The sequence below is a fragment of the Klebsiella michiganensis genome (genome assembly GCF_015139575.1).
Classification (GTDB): Bacteria; Pseudomonadota; Gammaproteobacteria; order Enterobacterales; family Enterobacteriaceae; genus Klebsiella; species Klebsiella michiganensis.
The window spans coordinates 2,455,740-2,474,234 of sequence record NZ_AP022547.1 but is presented as its reverse complement, the minus strand read 5'-3'; the positions used below and the strand labels follow the sequence as shown (position 1 = coordinate 2,474,234).

Here is an 18,495-nt window from a genome sequence, read left to right as displayed (position 1 = left end):
TTTATTTTTATTGTGAGGTCAGTATAGGGTCGGTGATTTGCGCTACAATCAAAACATTACCGGATGAGCACCAGGTGCACATGATTGTTTATAATGATTTTTATTGAGGACGCATGAACGAAAACGCTTCGGCAGATTACAAAACGGTGCGCGGATTGAGCCGCGGATTATTGTTATTAAATTTGTTAAATAAATTCGACGGAGGCGCGACGGTCGGCACCCTGGCCGAGTTTAGCGGCCTGCATCGCACGACCGTCAGGCGGCTGCTGGAAACGCTGCAGGACGAGGGTTACGTGCGCCGCAGCCGCTCCGATGACAGCTTTCGCCTGACGATTAAAGTGCGTCAGTTAAGTGAGGGATTTCGTGACGAACATTGGATTTCTGCCCTCGCCACGCCGCTGCTTGGCGAACTGCTGCGCGAGGTTTTATGGCCGACCGACATCACCACCCTGGACGTCGATGCGATGGTGGTGCGCGAAACCACCCACCGCTTCAGCCGCCTCTCCTTCCACCGGGCGATGGTCGGCCGCCGCCTGCCGCTGCTGCTGACCGCTTCGGGATTAACCTGGCTGGCCTTCGCGCCGGAACACGAACGAAGCCCGATTGTTGAGATGCTGGCCGCCCGACCGGAAGCGGAGTATCAGCTGGCGCGCGAGCCGGAAAAACTGGCCGCCATCCTCGCACGCACCCGGCAAAACGGCTACGGCGAAAACTTTCGCGGCTGGCAGCAGGAGGAGAAAATCGCTTCCATTGCCGTCCCCATTCGCCGCCAGCAGCGGGTTATCGGCTGCCTGAACCTGGTCTATATGGCTAAAGCCATGACCATTGACCAGGCGGCGCAAAAGTACCTCGCCTCGCTGCAGAAGGTCGCTGCCCGCATAGAAGAACGGATGTCCGATGAAGAGGTGTTTTACCAATAACCTTGTCCATAGGGGGTAAATCGCCCGCCAGCCATTGCGTCCGACTTCGTTATATATTTTAATATACAGCGATTCTTCCTTTGCCGCTGAGCCCATCATGTCCAGACATCCGCGCGTTTTCTTTGCTATGGCGCTGTTAAGCGCCTGCCTGTTTGCCGGTCAGGCCTTTGCCGACCGCACCCTCACCGACCAGCTGGGTCGTGAAGTCACCCTCCCCGACCACGTCACCCGCGCCGTGGTGCTCCAGCATCAGACCTTAAACCTGCTGGTGCAGCTTAACGCCGCTGACAACGTCGTCGGCGTCATGAGCAGCTGGAAAAAGCAGCTTGGCCCGCAGTTTGCGCGCTTTATGCCGGCTATTGAGACACTACCGATGCCGGGCGATCTGACGCAGGTCAATATCGAGAGCCTGCTGGCGCTGCATCCCCAGGTGGTGTTCGTTGCCAACTACGCGCCGCCGGCGATGATCCAGCAGATCCAGGACGCCGGGATCCCGGTGGTGGCGGTCTCTCTGCGCCAGGATGCCGCGGGTGAGAAAAACAAAATGAACCCGATGATGGCCGATGAAGAGCAGGCCTATAACGAGGGGCTGAAACAGGGGATCCGCCTGATTGGCGAAGTGGTCGGGCGTCAGGCTCAGGCCGAAGCGCTGATTCAATACACCTTCAGCGCGCGCAGGCTGGCTAACGCGCCGGTTGCCGATATTCCGCAAAACGAGCGGGTGCGGGTATATATGGCCAATCCGGACCTCAACACCTACGGCTCGGGCAAATATACCGGCCTGATGATGAAGCACGCCGGGGCGCTGAACGTTGCCGCCGCCAGCGTAAAGGGCGCGCGCCAGGTCTCGCTGGAGCAGGTGCTGCAGTGGGATCCGCAGGTGATTTTCGTGCAGGACCGCTACCCGGAGGTGGTCAAACAGATACAAAACGACCCGCAGTGGCAGAGCATTGACGCGGTCAAAAATCACCGCGTGTGGCTGATGCCGGAATACGCCAAGGCCTGGGGCTACCCGATGCCGGAGGCGCTGGCGATCGGCGAGCTGTGGATGGCGAAAAAACTCTACCCCTCACGCTACAACAGCGTCGATGTCGAGGCGAAGGCGCGGGAGTACTATCAGCGTTTCTACCGCGTGAAGTGGACGCCGGATGCGTAGTCATCGTCATCCGGCCCTGCTGCAATGTACCCTCGCGCTGGTGACGATCGTGATTGCAATCGCTTCACTCTGCCTCGGGCAGTATCCGTTAAGCCTGGCGGAAGTTTTTCGCCAGCTGGCGCATCTTTCTCCCCTCGACGGCGTCGCCGGCCAGGTGGTGTGGTCGGTGCGGCTGCCGAGGATCGTGATGGCGCTGCTGGCCGGCGGCGCGCTGGGGCTGTGCGGGGCCACCTTACAGGGCGTGTACCAGAATCCGCTGGTGGACCCGCATATCATCGGCGTCACCTCCGGTTCCGCCTTCGGCGGGACGCTGGCGATTCTGCTGGGGCTGAACGCCGCGCTGATGATGGCCTCGACCTTTCTCTTCGGCCTTGCCGCGCTGATGCTGGTCTATCTGATAGCCGCGCTGCAGGGGCGCGAAAGCACCCTGGTGCTGATCCTCTCAGGCATTATCCTCAGCGGCTTTTTTGCCGCCCTGGTGAGCCTGATGCAGTACCTGGCCGATAGCGAAGAGACGCTGCCGAATATTGTTTTCTGGCTACTCGGCAGCTTCGCCACCGCCAGCTGGCACAAAGTCCTGCTGATGGCGCTACCGGTAGCCTGCGCCGCGATGGTGCTGTTTAAGCTCCGCTGGCGGATTAACCTGCTGGCGCTGGAGGAGAAAGATGCCCGCGGTCTGGGGGTTGCGGTGACCGGGCTGCGTCGCGGGGTACTGGTGTGCTGCGCGGTGCTGGTCGCCGCTCAGGTGGCGGTCAGCGGCAGCATCGCGTGGGTCGGGCTGGTGATCCCGCATCTGGCGCGGCTGCTGGCCGGCGCCGACCACCGGCGTCTTCTCCCTACCGCCTTCTGGCTCGGCGGCGGTTTTATGATCGTCGTCGATGACCTCGCCCGCACGCTGATCCAGGCCGAAATCCCCATTGGAATCATCACCGCGCTGCTTGGCGCGCCGCTGTTCACCTGGCTGCTGGTGCAGTCGCGACGCACAGGCGCGCGCTGATGACCCTTTCCCTACAGTTAAGCAACCTGCTCTACGGCCATAGCCGACCGCTTTTCGCCCCGCTGAACCTGCAGTGCCGTTCCGGCGATATCTGGGCGGTGCTCGGCGCTAACGGCCGCGGCAAAAGCACTCTGCTCGATACCCTGACCGGGGTACTGACGCCGATCGGCGGTGGGTTTACCTGCGCGGGCGGTCTCGCCATCGTGCCGCAGCATTTTCGCCCGGCTTTTGGCTGGCAGGTGCGCGACGTGGTGCTGATGGGACGGGCGCGCCACGTTAATCTGTTCGCTCAGCCAACAGCGGAAGACGAACGTGAGGTGCAGAAGGCGCTGGCGCAGCTGGGGATCGCGGTGCTGGCCGACAAGGCGTTTTGCGCGCTGTCCGGCGGCCAGCAGCAGCTGGTGCTTATCGCCAGGGCGCTGGTGGGCGCCAGCCAGAATATCCTGCTGGATGAACCCTGCTCGGCGCTGGATCTGGCCAACCAGCAGCTGGTGCTGCAGCTCATCAGCGACCTGGCCCATCGCCAGAAGCGGACGGTGCTGTTTACCACGCACGATCCGACCCACGCCCTGCAGGTGGCGAACCAGACCTTGCTGCTGCTGCCCGACGGTGAATGGCTGGCGGGAGAATCAGCCGCCGTGCTGACGGAAGCGAATCTTCAGCGTGCGTATGGTTTAGCGGTACGCAAAGTCCATCCCCCCGGGTCGGCGCTGCCGCTGCTGGCTCCGCAGTTTACGATTCGTCGTTGATAGGCAAAAAACCGGCGTCTTTCAGTAAGCGCTGCCCCTCCGCGCCGAGGATAAAGCGGCACAGCCGCTGCGCCCCGGCGCTCTGTTCAATCTGCGCCAGCAGGTAGTCGCAGCGAACATTCCACGCCGGCGGAATAAGCTGCGTGCGCAGATCGCTGCACGCCGCCATCTGCGCGGCATAGTGCGCATAGCCGATAAACAGGTCGGTTAAGTTTTCACGGATCAGCCACGCCCCGGCGATTTCTCCCGCCGGCACCGGCAGCGAGTCGCGGCCGCCTACCAGCGGCCGCGCGCGCGCCATGATGGCGGCACCGACGCCGGGACAGCGCTCTTCAATGTGGGAGAAAAGCTGCCAGGTGTAGTCGCCTGAAGGGTCGCAGCCCGGCGTTGAGGTTGCCAGGCGTAAGTCCGGGTCGCTGAGCAGCGCCAGCCACTCCCGCGTCTCGGTTGTTGCGCCGCGGCGGGCGGTCAGCATCAGCTGATTCCGGGCGAACAGATAGCACGCCCCGGCCAGCCCGGCCTGACGCAGCGCCTGCGGATGTTGGCTATTGGCCGAGGCGAACACCGAGCACGGCTCTCCGCCCTCAATGCGCTCGCGCAGCAGCCCTGCCGGACCAAAATGGACCTCGACCGGGATGCCGGTCTGTTGCTGAAAGCGCGCCAGCAGCGGAATGAAAGCGCTTTTCAGGCTTCCCGCCGCCAGCAGCGTTAGGGAGGGAGTCATAAGAACCATCGCTATATAGTCATAAATACAGCGCTATAATAACGCAGGTTCAGGTCATTTCAGTAGCGAATTTCCGCCAGTTCGCGCAGCTGTTCCGGCGTTGCCACCGGCAGGTTAAAGAACCGCAGATAGGCCGGGATCATTTCAAACAGCATGTCGGTGCCGCGCTGAATGGGGCAGCCCGCCGCCTGCGCCGCCTGCAGTAGCGGAGTGAACTCCTGGGCCATAACCACTTCACCGACAAAGGTGCCCGGCGTCAGGCGCTGCGGGTCCAGCGGCAGCGGATCGCCCTCTTTCATCCCCAGCGGCGTGGCGTTAACCACCAGATCGTGCCCCTGCGGATCGCGCTGCATCAGCGTAATGTCCAGCCGAGGATAGTGCTCAAGCAGACGCCCGGCCAGCGCTTCCGCCGTCTGCGAACAGATATCGTACAGCGTCAGGGCGCTGACGCCCGCCGCCGCCAGCGATGCGGCAATGGCCGAGCCGACGCCGCCGCTGCCCACCACCAGCGCCCGCGCCCCTCGCGTCTGGAAACCTTTACGCGTGATACCGAGGACAAAGCCTTCGCCATCAAACATATCGCCGCTCAGCGTGCCGTCGGCTTCGGGACGGATCGCGTTACAGGCGCCCGCTATCGCCGCCGTTGGGCTAAGATGCTGCACCAGCCCGCAGGTGGCGATTTTGTGCGGCATGGTGACCAGCGCGCCAATAATATTGGTCATCTTAAACAGCATCGGCACAAAGGCGGCGTAATCCTCAGGCTTGACGCCCATCGGCACCACTTTGGCGTCAACCTGCTGATGAACCAACCACGGGTTGTAAATCATCGGCGCTTTAAACTTCGCGGTCGGATAGCCAAGATGCGCTATCAGCCGCGTATTTCCACTAATCACCATTCCCTGCTCCTTTAACAACGACTGCATCACGTTACTGCGAAAGTTCGATACGCTTGACATCGCCCAGGATAAAGACATAAGCCGCCACGCCCAGCAGCGCTGCGCCGCCGATATAAATCAGCGCGTAAAAGAAGTTGCCGGAGGCGGCAACAATGAAACCGATAATCAGCGGCGTCAGGATCCCGGCGAGGTTAGCGCAGAAGTTAAACAGGCCGCCGGTCAGACCGCCAAGGCCTTTCGGCGCGATGTCGGAGATCAACGTCCAGCCCAGCCCGACCATCCCCTGACCAAAAAAGGCGAACGACATCACCAGAATTACCGCCAGATCGCTGGTCAGCCAGTTGGCGGAGATAATGGTGCTCGCCATCAGCAGACCGGCAATGATCGGTAGCTTACGCCCGAGGTTCGCCGAGCCGGTGGCCTTCAGCAGCTTATCGGAGACCCAGCCGCCGAACATCACGCCGCCCGCCGCCGCCAGAAACGGCATGATGGCGAAGAAGCCGACCTTAATCCACGGCATATGGCGCTCGGTGGCCAGATAGGTTGGAAACCAGGTCAGGAAGAAGACCAGCACCGTATTACCGGCAAACTGCCCGATGCTGGCGCCGAGAATCTGCCGTTTCGCCAGCAGTTGGCGGATCAGCGGCCAGCTAAAGGCGGTATGCTGCTCTGCGCCGGTGGACATTCCGCCGCCGTTGACGATGTGCTCGCGCTCCAGCTGATTGAGGTGTTTATCCTCATGCGGCTCGCGATAGCAGCGCCACCACACCAGCGCGAACATCACGCCGGCGGCGCCGACGCTAATAAACAGCGCGCGCCAGCCAAAGCTGCCCATTATCCAGAACAGCAGCGGCGCAAAACAGGCCAGCCCGAGATATTCGCCGACGGTATAGACCGCCGTCGCCTTGGCGCGCTCCTGCTGCGGGAACCAGGCGCTCACCACCCGGCTGTTCACCGGGAAACAGGGGGCTTCGCTGACGCCGAGGCCAAAACGGCACAGCAGCAGGGTTTTCAGGCCGACCGCCAGGCCGTGGAACAGGGTGAATAGCGACCACAGGGTCAGCGCCAGAAAATAGGTGACTTTATTACCGAAGCGGTCAAGGAAGATGCCGCCGGGGATCTGCGCCAGCGCGTAGGTCCAGGCAAAGGCGGAGAATACGATGCCCATCATCGCGGCATCAATACCCAGCTCTGCGGTCAGCTGCGGCGCGGCAATCCCCAGCACCGTGCGGTCGAGATAGTTGATCATGGTGCCGACCGCCAGCAGCGCAAGGATACCGATACGCCGCCGGGAAGGCCGCGCGCCGGACGCGGCGGCGGCCGTCGTGTGATTATGGCTATAAGAGTTCATAGTCGTTTCCTGTCATAGGGTACAGCCGGATGTTGTTATTGTGTTTGCGACGTTGGGTTGTGAACCATTTGCTACATTACTAGGTGTACTGCATTGCTGACAAGCGTACAGCTGCATTTACAGCACCATAAAGTGCGTAACCGTTGCGCCGCTCGGTCAGTTCAAAGAAAAAGCGTCCGGCAGAAAACGGGCGGGTATAAAGGTGCAGGAATTCACCGCCGCTTCCGTCACGATCGTAAAGAATTTGATGATTCTTCAGCAGGTTGACCTGAACATCCTCGCCAAAACGGGCCAACAGATCTTCATAGTAGTTCGCCGGAATCGGCAGCGCGTTGACCGCAACCGGAGCCAGGCTGGCGAGCGTGGAGGGTAAATCGTGGCAGGCAAACGCCGCGTGCTGTAAACCTGCTCCCTGATAACAGGCTACCGAACGGGCAATTTGCGTGGCGCGGCTTTGCGAAATATTGAGCGCGAGACGAATGTCGCCCTGCGGACTGCGCACCGCCAGGCTGCGCACCAGCCCGTAAGGATCGGGCAGGGTCTGCTCATGTTCGAGCGTAAAGCCGAATACGGTGCGGAAAAAGATAATCCAGTTATCGCGGCTGTCCGCTTCCATGCCGAGTGCCAGGTGATCGATACCCCGATAATCGTCGCGCGGCGTGACGTCCGTGCGCAGATGAAAATCGCGGGTGTAGATATCGTCCCCCATCTCAATCAGATAAATAAGGCTGCCGTCGGGGGCGCAAACCGCCGGGATGGGGCTTTCGTTCGGCCCGGCATCGCCCTGCCAGGTGGCGTAGCCTAAGGCGCGGGCCCGTTCCACGATCGCCGCGCTCTGGCTGACGCGCAGCGCCATGGCGCAGAGGGAAACCCCGTGACGCTGGTGAAAATGATCGGCCCAGCTATGCGGCTGGGCGTTAACCACCACCCTCGCCCCGCCGTTGCGCCAGAGGGCGACGCGTTTTGAGCGATGCGTCCCCTCTTCGGCAAAGCCGAGCTGCGTCAGCCTGTGTCCGAGTTCGCCCGCCTGCGCCGGCGTGGCGGCAAACTCGATAAACTCCAGCCCGGCGTAGAGGGGCAGTTCAGCGGGGGAAAACAGCGGCGCCCGGCTTTCCGGCAGCCGCTGACGGACCTGCTCTTCCAGCCACAGCAGCGAGCGATAGCCATCTTTCGCCGTCGCGCCGTTGGGCGATGCGCGGAAGCTGTCGTTAAAGATCTCCAGCGACCAGGGGCCGCAGTAGCCGCGGCGGGTAAGATCGCAGGCAAACTCCACCAGCGGCAGCTGCCCCTGGCCGGGAAAACAGCGGAAGTGGCGGCTCCATTCGAGAATATCCATTTTCATCAGCGGCGCGTCGGCCATCTGTACAAAGGTGATTTTTTCCAGCGGCACATCCGCCAGCTGCGCCAGCGTATCGCCGCGCGCCAGCACGTGGAAACTGTCGAGCACGATGCCCAGCGCCGGGCTATCGACGCTTTTGACCCGCGCCCACGCCTGATGCCAGCGGTTGACGTGGGTGCCCCAGGCCAGCGCCTCGTAGCCAATCGTGATGCGTTCCTGCTCCGCCAGCGCAGCAAGGGCGCGTAAGTCGGCGACCTGCAGCTCGACATCGGCGGAACAGTCCGGCTGAACGTTGCTGCACAGCAGCAGGGTGTCGCAGCCCAGCTCGTGCATAAGCGCAAATTTGCGCCTGGCGCGTTCCATGTTGGCGGCAAACTGGGCGCGGCTGGCGCCTTCAAAATCACGAAATGGTTGAAAAAGCGTGATTTTTAGCCCTAAATCTGCCGCCAGGTGGCGGATATCGGCCGGCGTACCGGTATAATAGAGCAGATCGTTTTCGAAGATTTCGACGCCCTGATAGCCCGCCGCTGCGATGGCATGGAGCTTTTCGGGTAAGGTACCGGAGATCGAGACGGTGGCGATGGAACGCAACATAGAGTCCTCGGGTCATTAGCTGACTTAGTGACCTGAATATGTATCATTTGGTTCAAATGCGCCATGATTGGTTGCAAAATTGTGATCAATATGTGTATTTTTTGCATCTCAAGAAAAGGAGCCGTTATGTCCGTCGTTGCTCATGATGAAGCGCAGTCTCTGAAAGAGCGGATCTTCGCCGCCGCCATTACCGTTTTCGCCGAGCATGGACTGTCGGGCGCGCGGATGGAGCAAATCGCCACCGAAGCGCAGACTACCAAACGCATGGTGGTCTACTACTTCAAGACCAAAGAGCTGCTTTATCAGGCCGTGCTGCAGCACGTCTACGCGAGGATCCGCGAAACCGAGCAGCAGCTCGGGCTGGAAAACGTACCGCCGGTAGAGGCGCTGGTGCAGCTGGTGAAGTGGAGCGTGCGCTATCACGCCACGCACGCTGACTATATGCGGGTGATCTGTATGGAAAACATGCAGCGCGGGAAATGGCTGAAAAGTTCAGGTCAACTGAAACCGCTGAACCGCACCGCCCTGTCGATCCTGGAAGATATTCTTCAGCGCGGGCAGCAGCAAGGGGTGTTTCAGGCAGGGCTGGAAGCGCGCGATGTACATCGATTGATCAGCAGCTTTAGCTTCTACCAGGTATCAAACTTTTATACGTTCAGCAGCCTCTACCTGGACGATCCGATGCCGGCTATTGATGATGAAGCGATGGTCGCCCACCACTGCGATATTGCCGTCAAGGCGGTTATTCGCTTTGTGATTTCCTGAAGCGCGCGGGAAGCGCCCGGCGGCTAGTTTCCGGAAAGCGCATGGACCACCTTCTCCATCGCTTCCTGCGTCAGCGCGGAACGTTTGATTTTCGGGTTCGCCAGGGCGGTACGCACCACGCCGGCGATAACGATATGCTTTGGCTCCTGACCCAGGTCGCGCATCTCCAGCACGACTTTGCCCACTACCCGGCACATTTCCTGATACAGCGCCTCATCTTTGGCTGTGTTTCCCATTCTATTTCACTCTCAATTTTTCATTATCAATCAAATCATTATTGATATATTTCCTGAGTATATCAAACCAGCTCCGCGTTTGCGCCTCAGAGACCGCTTTTCCCTGGCAAACTTGTGAATAAACCCGCGTTTCCGCCCTCTTTATCTTGTCAGCTGATGAAAAAATGTGTTGCGCATAAGCGTAGGATTAGTTTGCATTTTGTTAAGTATATAACTATAGAAATGAAACATGGTTTTCATTTTCTTTTTTGGATTTGGCAACGTATAATGCCCAACAAATTCTTATTGAATGGTTTCAGCGCATTGGATTGCATGACTAAACGCATAACACGTTGCCTCTTTTCATGGGCTGAACCGCCAGCACACATTCTTCTGCACGCTCTTTTGTTGTCACCTATCCTTAGAGCGTGGCATAGCAACTTTCGTAATACAGGTTTAACTCTGCGGCAGTGCGCCCACGGAGTCAGATTCCCCATCCCTATCCTTCACAACTTAAAGATTAAACTGTCATGAAAAAGACCAAAATTGTTTGCACCATCGGTCCGAAAACCGAATCCGAAGAGATGTTGACCAAAATGCTGGACGCTGGCATGAACGTTATGCGTCTGAACTTCTCTCACGGTGACTACGCGGAACACGGTCAGCGCATCCAGAACCTGCGCAATGTGATGAGTAAAACCGGTAAGAAAGCGGCAATCCTTCTGGATACCAAAGGTCCGGAAATCCGTACCATTAAGCTGGAAGGCGGCAACGACGTTTCTCTGAAAGCGGGCCAGACCTTTACCTTCACCACCGACAAATCCGTTGTCGGTAATAACGAAATCGTTGCGGTGACCTATGAAGGTTTCACCAGCGACCTGAGCGTCGGCAACACCGTACTGGTTGACGATGGTCTGATCGGTATGGAAGTCACCGCTATCGAAGGCAACAAAGTTGTTTGTAAAGTACTGAACAACGGCGACCTTGGCGAGAACAAAGGCGTTAACCTGCCGGGCGTGTCTATCGCTCTGCCAGCGCTGGCCGAAAAAGACAAGCAGGACCTGATCTTCGGTTGCGAACAGGGCGTTGACTTTGTTGCGGCCTCCTTTATCCGTAAGCGTTCTGACGTTGTTGAAATCCGTGAACACCTGAAAGCCCACGGCGGCGAGAAGATCCAGATCATCTCCAAAATTGAAAACCAGGAAGGCCTGAACAACTTCGACGAGATCCTCGAAGCCTCTGACGGCATCATGGTTGCGCGTGGCGACCTGGGCGTTGAAATCCCGGTTGAAGAAGTGATCTTCGCGCAGAAGATGATGATCGAAAAATGTATCCGCGCGCGTAAAGTCGTTATCACCGCGACTCAGATGCTGGATTCTATGATCAAAAACCCGCGTCCGACCCGTGCGGAAGCAGGCGACGTGGCTAACGCCATCCTCGACGGCACCGACGCAGTTATGCTGTCCGGCGAATCCGCAAAAGGTAAATACCCGCTGGAAGCGGTCACCATCATGGCGACCATCTGCGAGCGTACCGACCGCGTGATGACCAGCCGTCTTGAATACAACAACGACAACCGTAAGCTGCGCATCACCGAAGCGGTTTGCCGCGGTGCGGTTGAAACGGCTGAAAAACTGGAAGCGCCGCTGATCGTTGTGGCAACCCAGGGCGGTAAATCCGCGCGCGCCGTACGTAAATACTTCCCGGATGCCACCATCCTGGCGCTGACCACCAATGAAACGACCGCGCGTCAGCTGGTGCTGAGCAAAGGCGTTGTGGCGCAGCTGGTTGAAGATATCTCTTCTACCGATGCCTTCTATATCCAGGGTAAAGAGCTGGCGCTGCAGAGCGGCCTGGCGCGTAAAGGCGACGTGGTTGTTATGGTCTCCGGCGCGTTGGTCCCGAGCGGAACCACCAATACCGCTTCCGTGCACGTGCTGTAATAATTTACAGGTTAATTAGTATTTCCTTTAAAAGCGCCTCTTCGGGGCGCTTTTTTTTATTCTGGCACTAGCCGCTATTAATAAAAATGCAAATCGGAATTTACTATTTAATGCGAGATTATCTAAGATGAATCCGATGGAAGCGCGCTGTTTTCACTCGCCTTTTTAAAGTTACGTGATGATTTCGATGCTTCTTTGAGCGAACGATCAAAAATAAGTGCATTCAGGTAAAAAAATATTCTCATCACAAAAAAGTTTGTGTAATACTTGTAACGCTACATGGAGATTAACTCAATCTAGAGGGTATTAATAATGAATCGTACTAAACTGGTACTGGGCGCGGTAATCCTGGGTTCTACTCTGCTGGCTGGTTGCTCCAGCAATGCTAAAATCGATCAGCTGTCTTCTGACGTTCAGACTCTGAACGCTAAAGTTGACCAGCTGAGCAACGACGTGAACGCAATGCGTTCCGACGTTCAGGCTGCTAAAGATGACGCAGCTCGCGCTAACCAGCGTCTGGACAACGCAGCTACTAAATACCGCAAGTAATAGTATCTGTGTAATAAAAATGGCGCACATTGTGCGCCATTTTTTTTGCCTTACCTTTTCCCGCCTACTGCACCCTTTTCGCTTCATCTACCGGCGTATTATTCTGTACCGACAGGCTCGACGCGGTGCTTCCGCTAGCCGATACCACCACCGGATATCCTGCCCGCCGGGTCAGCGCGCGTTTAAGCTGCGCCTCATCAACCGCTTTATCCCCCGAGAATTGATGAAACTCCGCCGGAAGCGTATAGGCCATGGTCTGCGCATTGCTGGCCTCATCCGGCGTCAACGGGCGATGAACTTCAACATAGCGCTTACCGTCCGGCTCCACGGCGAACTTGACCGGCTGGTTGATAATCCGTACCGGCGTCCCGCTTTTCACCTGATTGAATAAAGACTGGATATCCGCCGCGTTCATGCGCATACAGCCGGAGCTGACGCGCAGACCCACGCTGTCCGGCGCGCTGGTGCCATGAATCAGATATTCACCGTTACCGTACGCCAGACGGAGCGCATAGCGGCCTAGCGGGTTATTCGGCCCTGCGGGCACGAGCGGCGGCAGTTTAATCCCCTTCTCCAGCGAACGGGCGCGGATGCCCGCCGTCGGCGTCCAGGTGGGGTTCGGGATTTTCTGCCCTATGCGGGTCGTCATTTCCGGCGTCTCCAGCCCCTGCTGACCAATCCCCAGGGGATAGACCTGCACCTGATTGACGCCCGGCGGGAAGTAGTACAGACGCAGCTCGGCCAGGTTGACGACGATGCCCTCACGCGGCACGTCCGGCAGCAGCATCTGCGAAGGTATCAGCACCTGAGTACCCGGTTTAGGCTGCACCGGCGCAATGGTATCGTTCGCTTCAAGGATCAGCATCGCCGCCGTATCAAAACGACGGGCAATCGCCTGCAGGTTGCGGTCACCCTCCTGTACCGTCCAGAACTGGTTCTCACCAATCAGACGACTGTTGGCAGGAGGAAGGGGATAATCAACGGCCCAGGCGGCGTGGGACGCGCTGAGGGCGCTCAGAAGGGCAATGGTGATAAGAGAAGCGCGTTTCATACTGAGATTCCTTCTTTCGCTGATAAAACGCCAGGCCTGTTATGCACGACGGGAGGCGAGCCTCCCGTCGTGCATAACAGAATGAAATCTACTGTTTTATTCTAGCTAAGATTTGCTGCTTTCGCGCGAATTGCGCGGATCATGGCTTCCAGTCCTTGCGACCGCGAGGGGGTAAGGTGCTGCGTCAGGGCCATTTTTTCAAACCACGGACGCACGTCAAACGCGGTGATATCTTTGGCGGTCATCTGGTCATAGAGGATAAACACCACCGCGATAAGACCTTTGACGATGGCCGCATCGCTGTCGCCGCGAAGCGCAATCGCGCCGCTCTGCTCCTGCGTCATCACGATCCACACCTGGCTCTGGCAGCCCTGAATGATGTTCTGCGCGGTGTGTTCCTCCGGGCTCAGCGGCGCCAGGCGCTGACCCAGTTCAATAATATAGAGATACTTCTCTTCCCAGTTTGCACAACGGCTAAAGTTGCGCAGCAGTTTGTCTCTGTCCGGTAACGCCGCCATAGTTGCTTCCTTTAGCTTAATAATTTGTGGATCCGCTGTAGCCCCGCTACCAGTCGGTCCACCTCCTCCGTCGTATTGTACATCGCCAGCGATGCCCGACACATGGCCGGCACGCCGTAGAACGCCATCAGCGGCATGGCGCAGTGGTGCCCGGTCCGCACCGCAATACCGTAGTTATCGAGGAAGCTGCCGACATCATAAGCATGATGTTTGCCGAGATTAAAGGCGATCGCTCCCAGGCGATCTTGCGGGCCGTAAAGGGTTAAATCCGCCACGTTCTCCAGCGCCTGCAGCGCGTAGCGCATCAGGGTCTGTTCATATTCCGCGATGTGCGTCAGCCCCAGCGCGCTGACGTAATCCAGCGCCGCGCCCAGCCCGATGATGCCGCCGGTATTCGGCGTTCCCGCCTCGAAGCGCCACGGCGCTTTTGCCCAGGTCGTGCCTTCCGTCAGGCTGACCGTGGCGATCATCGACCCGCCCCCTTCCCACGGCGCCATCTCCTGCAAAATGTCCTGCTTGACGTAGAGCACGCCGATGCCGGTGGGACCGTACAGCTTGTGGGCGGAGAAGGCGTAAAAGTCGCACTCCAGCGCCTGCACGTCCACCGGATGATGCATCACCGCCTGCGCGCCGTCCACCAGCACTTTGGCGCCGTGCTGATGGGCCAACGCCGTCAGAGCGGCGATGGGATTTTCGGTTCCCAGCACGTTCGATACCTGGGTAATGGCCAGCAGGCGGGTACGCTCGTCAAACAGGCCGGGGATTGCATCCAGCTGCAGCGTACCGTCCTGATTCAGCGGGATCACCCGCAGCTGCGCCCCCGCTCTGGCGCACAGCATCTGCCACGGCACGATATTGGCGTGATGCTCCATCGCGCTGACGATGATGTTGTCGCCCGCGCCGACGTTGGCGTTTCCCCAGCTGTTCGCCACGAGGTTAATGCCTTCCGTGGTGCCGCGAACAAACACCAGTTCCTCCGCCGAGCGGGCGTTGAGGAACGTCGCCGCCCGCTGGCGCACCTGCTCCATGCTCGCCGTGGCTTCCGCGCTGAGGGTATGAATGCCGCGATGCACCGCCGCATAGCCGTGGCGGTAAAATTCCGCCTCGGCGTTAATCACCGCTTCCGGCTTCTGCGCGCTGGCGGCGCTGTCGAGGTAGGCCAGCGGCTGGCCATTAACCTCGCGATTGAGAAGCGGGAAATCCGCGCGCACGCGTTCCACAGAAAATGTCATGCCTTACCTCCCGGCAAACGCTGGCCAATACGCGCCAGTATCTGCTGCCTGAGCGCCTCATCGTCGATCGCTTCCGTGAGCTCCGCGGCAAAGGCGTAAAGAATCATCTGCTGCGCCGCCTGCTGCGTAATGCCGCGCGAGCGCAGATAAAACAGCTGTTCGTCATCAATACGCCCGATGGTCGCCCCGTGGCTGCACTTCACGTCGTCAGCGTAAATCTCCAGCTGCGGTTTGGTATCCACTTCGGATAAGCGGCCCAGCAGCAGGTTGTTGTTGGTCATCTGGCCGTCGGTTTTGATCGCATGCTGCGCGACGTTAATCAGGCCATTAAACACCGCCCGCCCTTTATCGTTGACGATGGTTTTATGCAGCTGGCGGCTGTTACAGTACCCGACCTGATGATCGAGCCAGGTGCGACTGTCGCAGACTTCGCCGTTGACCGGCATCGCCAGCGAGTTAATCCGCAGGGTGCTGTTTTCCCCCTTCAACTGCGTGCTGGTGTGGTGGCGCAGTACCGAGCTACCGAGCAGAAAACTGCTGCTGAAAGCGGAGGCGTCGCGCCCGAGCGCCAGGTCGTTATGGGCAAAGTGGTAGCTTTGCGCGTTCTCAAACGCCAGCTTGATATGCTGCAGGTGGGCGTTATCCGCCACGGTCATCGTCAGCCTTGCGCCGGTAAAGTGGCGCTCATCGTTCAGGCTCAGATAGTGTTCGATGATGGTCGCCTGCGCGCCGCTCTCCAGCGCCAGATGGTGGCGATAGTGGACGGTGTTCATTTCATCGCTCGCCAGCCCGCGCGTCAGGTGCATAATCAGCAGCGGTTTATCCGGGCGCTGGTTGCGCCTGACCCGGATATGGGTAACGGTGGTCGCCAGGCTTTCGGTCAAATGCAGAAACACTTCGGGCTGAACGGCGTCAGGCAGCTGCTGACGCTCATTATCCACCTGCACGTCATAGCCGCTGGCGGCCAGATCGTCGCTCAGGCTCGCGCTAAACTGACCATCAATAAACACCAGCCGCCATGCCTCTACCGTTAACGCCAGTTCGTCGCGCCGGGCCGCCGTCAGCGTCTGCGGCTGAGCGGCGACAAAGGTCTGATTCAGTAGCGCGTCCAGCGGGGTATATTTCCAGTTTTCGTGTTTACGCGTTGGCAACCCCAGGCGCAGCAGCTGTTGCAGGTGCTGATGCGCCTGCGGGCTGCGCTGCCCGCTTTGGGACTCAAACAGATGGTGCCACTGCTGCAGCGCGTTACTGCTGTTCGGTAAGCCAGCCATAGCCCTGCTCCTCCAGTTGTTTGACCAGAGTAAAATCGCCGGATTTGACGATTCGCCCCTGGTACAGCACGTGGACGTAATCCGGCTTGATATAATCGAGAATGCGCTGATAGTGGGTGACGATAATAAAAGAGCGCTTGCCGTCGCGCAGGGAGTTGACGCCGTCAGAGACAATCTTCAGCGCGTCGATATCCAGCCCGGAATCGGACTCGTCCAGGATGCACAGCTCCGGTTCCAGCACCGCCATCTGCAGGATATCGTTGCGCTTTTTCTCGCCGCCGGAGAAGCCGACGTTAACCGAGCGGGTCAGCAGATCCTCCGGCATCTTCAGCAGCTTTATTTTGTCTTCCATCAGGTCCTGGAAGTCAAAACGGTCAAGCTGCTCCTGGCCACGATAGCTGCGCACGGCGTTGAGCGCGGTTTGCAGGAAAAACTGATTGCTGACGCCGGGAATTTCCACCGGATACTGGAAGGCCATGAAGATGCCTTCACCGGCGCGATCTTCAGGGGAGAGTTCCAGTAAATCTTTGCCTTTAAACGCCACGCTGCCGCCGGTCACTTCATAGTCTTCACGCCCGGCCAGCGTAGCGGAGAGCGTACTTTTCCCGGAGCCGTTCGGGCCCATAATGGCGTGCACTTCGCCGGGGCGAACCTCCAGATCCAGCCCGCGCAGGATCGCTTTGTCTTCAACGGCGACCTGCAAATTTTTTATACTTAACATCTTATTTCCTTTGTTATCAGCCGACGCTGTGTTCAAGGCTAATTGCCAGTAATTTTTGCGCTTCTACGGCAAACTCCAGCGGCAGCTCTGAGAAGACGTCTTTACAGAAACCGTTGACGATCATCGAAATCGCATCGTCTTCGCTGATTCCGCGCTGCAGGCAGTAGAACAGCTGATCTTCGCCGATACGGGAGGTGGTCGCTTCGTGCTCCAGCTGCGCGCTGTTGTTGCGGCATTCCACGTACGGGAAGGTATGCGCCCCGCTGTCCGGGCCAATCAGCATGGAGTCACACTGGGTGAAGTTGCGCGCGTTGGTCGCCGTCGGCATGATTTTGACCAGACCGCGATAGCTGTTCTGGCTGTGGCCGGCGGAAATGCCCTTCGAGATAATCGTCGAACGGGTGTTTTTGCCGATATGGATCATCTTGGTGCCGGTGTCCGCCTGCTGATGGCCGCTGGTCAGCGCCACCGAGAAGAACTCGCCGATGGAGTTATCCCCGCGCAGAATGCAGCTCGGATACTTCCAGGTGATCGCCGAGCCGGTTTCCGACTGGGTCCACGACATTTTGCTATTCTCGCCTTCGCACAGGGCGCGCTTGGTGACGAAGTTGAGGATCCCGCCGGTATTGTTGTCGCCGGGGAACCAGTTTTGCACCGTGGAGTACTTCACCTCGGCGTCTTTATGAATAATCACCTCGACCACCGCCGCGTGCAGCTGGTAGCTATCGCGTACCGGCGCCGAACAGCCTTCGATATAGCTCACGTAGCTGCCTTCGTCGGCGATCAGAATGGTGCGTTCGAACTGGCCGGTTTTTTCCGCGTTGATGCGGAAATAGGTCGACAGCTCCATCGGGCAGCGTACGCCTTTGGGCACATAGATAAAGGTGCCGTCGGACGCCACCGCCGCGTTGAGGGCGGCAAAGAAGTTGTCGTTGCCCGGCACCACGGTGCCGAGGTATTTCTTCACCAGTTCCGGGTGATCGTGGATCGCTTCGCCGAAGGAACAGAAAATAATCCCCTGTTCCGCCAGCTTTTCGCGATAGGTGGTCGCCACCGAAACCGAGTCAAAAATGGCGTCGACGGCCACTTCCCGTCCTTCCCGCACCGGCACGCCGAGAAGGTTAAACGCCTCTTCGACTTCGCTGGTCAGAAACGCGCTGGACCCCGTTTGCTGCAGCGCGCCGGGCTCAGAGGCGCAGGTATCATCGCAGTTGCCGCAGGAGGGGGCTGAATAATAGCTGTAATCCTGATAGTTCAGCTTGTCGTAGTGCGCCTTCAGCCAGTGCGGCTCTTCCATCGCCTGCCAGGCCTTAAACGCGTTCAGACGAAACTCCAGCATCCATTCTGGCTCATTGCGGCGTGCAGAAATCGCCCTGACCACCTCTTCATTTATGCCTTTCGCCAGCTCATCGGTCCGTAGCTGAGTGAAAAAGCCTTCTTTATAGTTGAGTGGCCCGCCGCTCCAGGTTTTGACATCGTCAGTTGCTTCAGTATTACGAGACAT

At 58.6% G+C, this 18,495-nt stretch carries 19 protein-coding genes; 8 read left to right on the top strand and 11 right to left on the bottom strand.

All coding sequences use genetic code 11. From position 1 onward, the window contains the following. Window positions 1-113: 113 nt before the first annotated feature. From JLG71_RS11650 to JLG71_RS11635, 4 genes are all read left to right on the top strand, one after another. Entirely contained in the window at window positions 114-920 is an 807-nt protein-coding gene (locus tag JLG71_RS11650) for a DNA-binding transcriptional regulator (RefSeq protein ID WP_134898241.1), read from the top strand. Window positions 921-1,017: 97 nt separating this feature from the next. Further along, the gene (locus tag JLG71_RS11645) at window positions 1,018-2,076 is read left to right on the top strand and encodes an ABC transporter substrate-binding protein (protein WP_134898243.1); all 1,059 of its coding nucleotides are present in this window, start codon (window positions 1,018-1,020) and stop codon (window positions 2,074-2,076) included. Further along, window positions 2,069-3,073, top strand: a complete 1,005-nt coding sequence (locus JLG71_RS11640; RefSeq protein WP_134898245.1) for a FecCD family ABC transporter permease — start codon at window positions 2,069-2,071, stop codon at window positions 3,071-3,073. The genes JLG71_RS11645 and JLG71_RS11640 overlap by 8 nt, the downstream gene beginning before the upstream one ends. After that, window positions 3,073-3,822 carry an ABC transporter ATP-binding protein gene (locus JLG71_RS11635; protein WP_134898247.1) on the top strand — a complete coding sequence of 250 codons (750 nt, stop codon included), beginning with the start codon at window positions 3,073-3,075 and terminating at the stop codon, window positions 3,820-3,822. The genes JLG71_RS11640 and JLG71_RS11635 overlap by 1 nt, the downstream gene beginning before the upstream one ends. Here JLG71_RS11635 and JLG71_RS11630 read toward each other — a convergent pair. The 4 genes from JLG71_RS11630 to JLG71_RS11615 form a co-directional block, all read right to left on the bottom strand. Then, complete coding sequence (locus JLG71_RS11630; protein ID WP_048262465.1) at window positions 3,806-4,546, bottom strand: substrate-binding domain-containing protein; 741 nt, start codon at window positions 4,544-4,546, stop codon at window positions 3,806-3,808. The two genes, JLG71_RS11635 and JLG71_RS11630, sit on opposite strands and share 17 nt — an antisense overlap. A gap of 59 nt (window positions 4,547-4,605) precedes the next feature. Continuing rightward, on the bottom strand, window positions 4,606-5,442 hold the full coding sequence (locus JLG71_RS11625; protein WP_077254493.1) for a shikimate dehydrogenase family protein: 837 nt from the start codon (window positions 5,440-5,442) through the stop codon (window positions 4,606-4,608). A 31-nt stretch (window positions 5,443-5,473) separates the two neighbouring features. Then, window positions 5,474-6,793: an MFS transporter gene (locus JLG71_RS11620; RefSeq protein WP_048262468.1), complete on the bottom strand. Its 1,320-nt coding sequence runs from the start codon at window positions 6,791-6,793 to the stop codon at window positions 5,474-5,476. A 79-nt stretch (window positions 6,794-6,872) separates the two neighbouring features. Further along, the gene (locus JLG71_RS11615) at window positions 6,873-8,726 is read right to left on the bottom strand and encodes a bifunctional sugar phosphate isomerase/epimerase/4-hydroxyphenylpyruvate dioxygenase family protein (RefSeq protein WP_048262470.1); all 1,854 of its coding nucleotides are present in this window, start codon (window positions 8,724-8,726) and stop codon (window positions 6,873-6,875) included. A gap of 126 nt (window positions 8,727-8,852) precedes the next feature. Here JLG71_RS11615 and JLG71_RS11610 point away from each other — a divergent pair, with 126 nt between their 5' ends. After that, window positions 8,853-9,491, top strand: a complete 639-nt coding sequence (locus JLG71_RS11610) for a TetR/AcrR family transcriptional regulator (protein ID WP_014229708.1) — start codon at window positions 8,853-8,855, stop codon at window positions 9,489-9,491. Window positions 9,492-9,514: 23 nt separating this feature from the next. Here JLG71_RS11610 and fumD read toward each other — a convergent pair whose 3' ends face one another. Beyond that, entirely contained in the window at window positions 9,515-9,727 is a 213-nt protein-coding gene (gene fumD, locus JLG71_RS11605) for a fumarate hydratase FumD (RefSeq protein ID WP_004851729.1), read from the bottom strand. Between the two features lie 156 nt (window positions 9,728-9,883). Between fumD and ynhH the strand changes: the two genes are divergently transcribed. The 3 genes from ynhH (at window position 9,884) to lpp (ending at window position 12,198) form a co-directional block, all read left to right on the top strand. Continuing rightward, a complete protein-coding gene (ynhH, locus tag JLG71_RS28675) occupies window positions 9,884-10,240 on the top strand; it encodes a protein YnhH (RefSeq protein WP_418935780.1) in 357 nt (118 codons plus the stop codon). Beyond that, entirely contained in the window at window positions 10,237-11,649 is a 1,413-nt protein-coding gene (pykF, locus tag JLG71_RS11600; RefSeq protein WP_004119183.1) for a pyruvate kinase PykF, read from the top strand. Before ynhH ends, pykF begins: the two co-directional genes overlap by 4 nt. Window positions 11,650-11,961: 312 nt before the next feature. Next, entirely contained in the window at window positions 11,962-12,198 is a 237-nt protein-coding gene (gene lpp, locus JLG71_RS11595; protein ID WP_003029373.1) for a murein lipoprotein Lpp, read from the top strand. Window positions 12,199-12,262: 64 nt separating this feature from the next. Here the strand turns inward: lpp and ldtE are convergent, their stop codons facing one another. The 6 genes from ldtE to sufB form a co-directional block, all read right to left on the bottom strand. After that, a complete protein-coding gene (gene ldtE / locus JLG71_RS11590) occupies window positions 12,263-13,249 on the bottom strand; it encodes a L,D-transpeptidase LdtE (RefSeq protein ID WP_200914222.1) in 987 nt (328 codons plus the stop codon). A gap of 101 nt (window positions 13,250-13,350) precedes the next feature. Further along, complete coding sequence (gene sufE / locus JLG71_RS11585; protein ID WP_004851737.1) at window positions 13,351-13,767, bottom strand: cysteine desulfuration protein SufE; 417 nt, start codon at window positions 13,765-13,767, stop codon at window positions 13,351-13,353. Between the two features lie 11 nt (window positions 13,768-13,778). Further along, window positions 13,779-14,999 (bottom strand): cysteine desulfurase SufS, encoded by a 1,221-nt coding sequence (gene sufS / locus JLG71_RS11580; RefSeq protein WP_048262473.1) that lies wholly within the window; start codon window positions 14,997-14,999, stop codon window positions 13,779-13,781. Further along, window positions 14,996-16,270, bottom strand: coding sequence for a Fe-S cluster assembly protein SufD (gene sufD / locus JLG71_RS11575; RefSeq protein WP_064392494.1), 1,275 nt, complete (start codon window positions 16,268-16,270; stop codon window positions 14,996-14,998). The genes sufS and sufD overlap by 4 nt, the downstream gene beginning before the upstream one ends. Beyond that, window positions 16,245-16,991: a Fe-S cluster assembly ATPase SufC gene (gene sufC, locus JLG71_RS11570; protein ID WP_004851743.1), complete on the bottom strand. Its 747-nt coding sequence runs from the start codon at window positions 16,989-16,991 to the stop codon at window positions 16,245-16,247. The genes sufD and sufC overlap by 26 nt, the downstream gene beginning before the upstream one ends. Before the next feature lie 16 nt (window positions 16,992-17,007). Next, on the bottom strand, window positions 17,008-18,495 hold the full coding sequence (gene sufB / locus JLG71_RS11565; RefSeq protein ID WP_064375356.1) for a Fe-S cluster assembly protein SufB: 1,488 nt from the start codon (window positions 18,493-18,495) through the stop codon (window positions 17,008-17,010).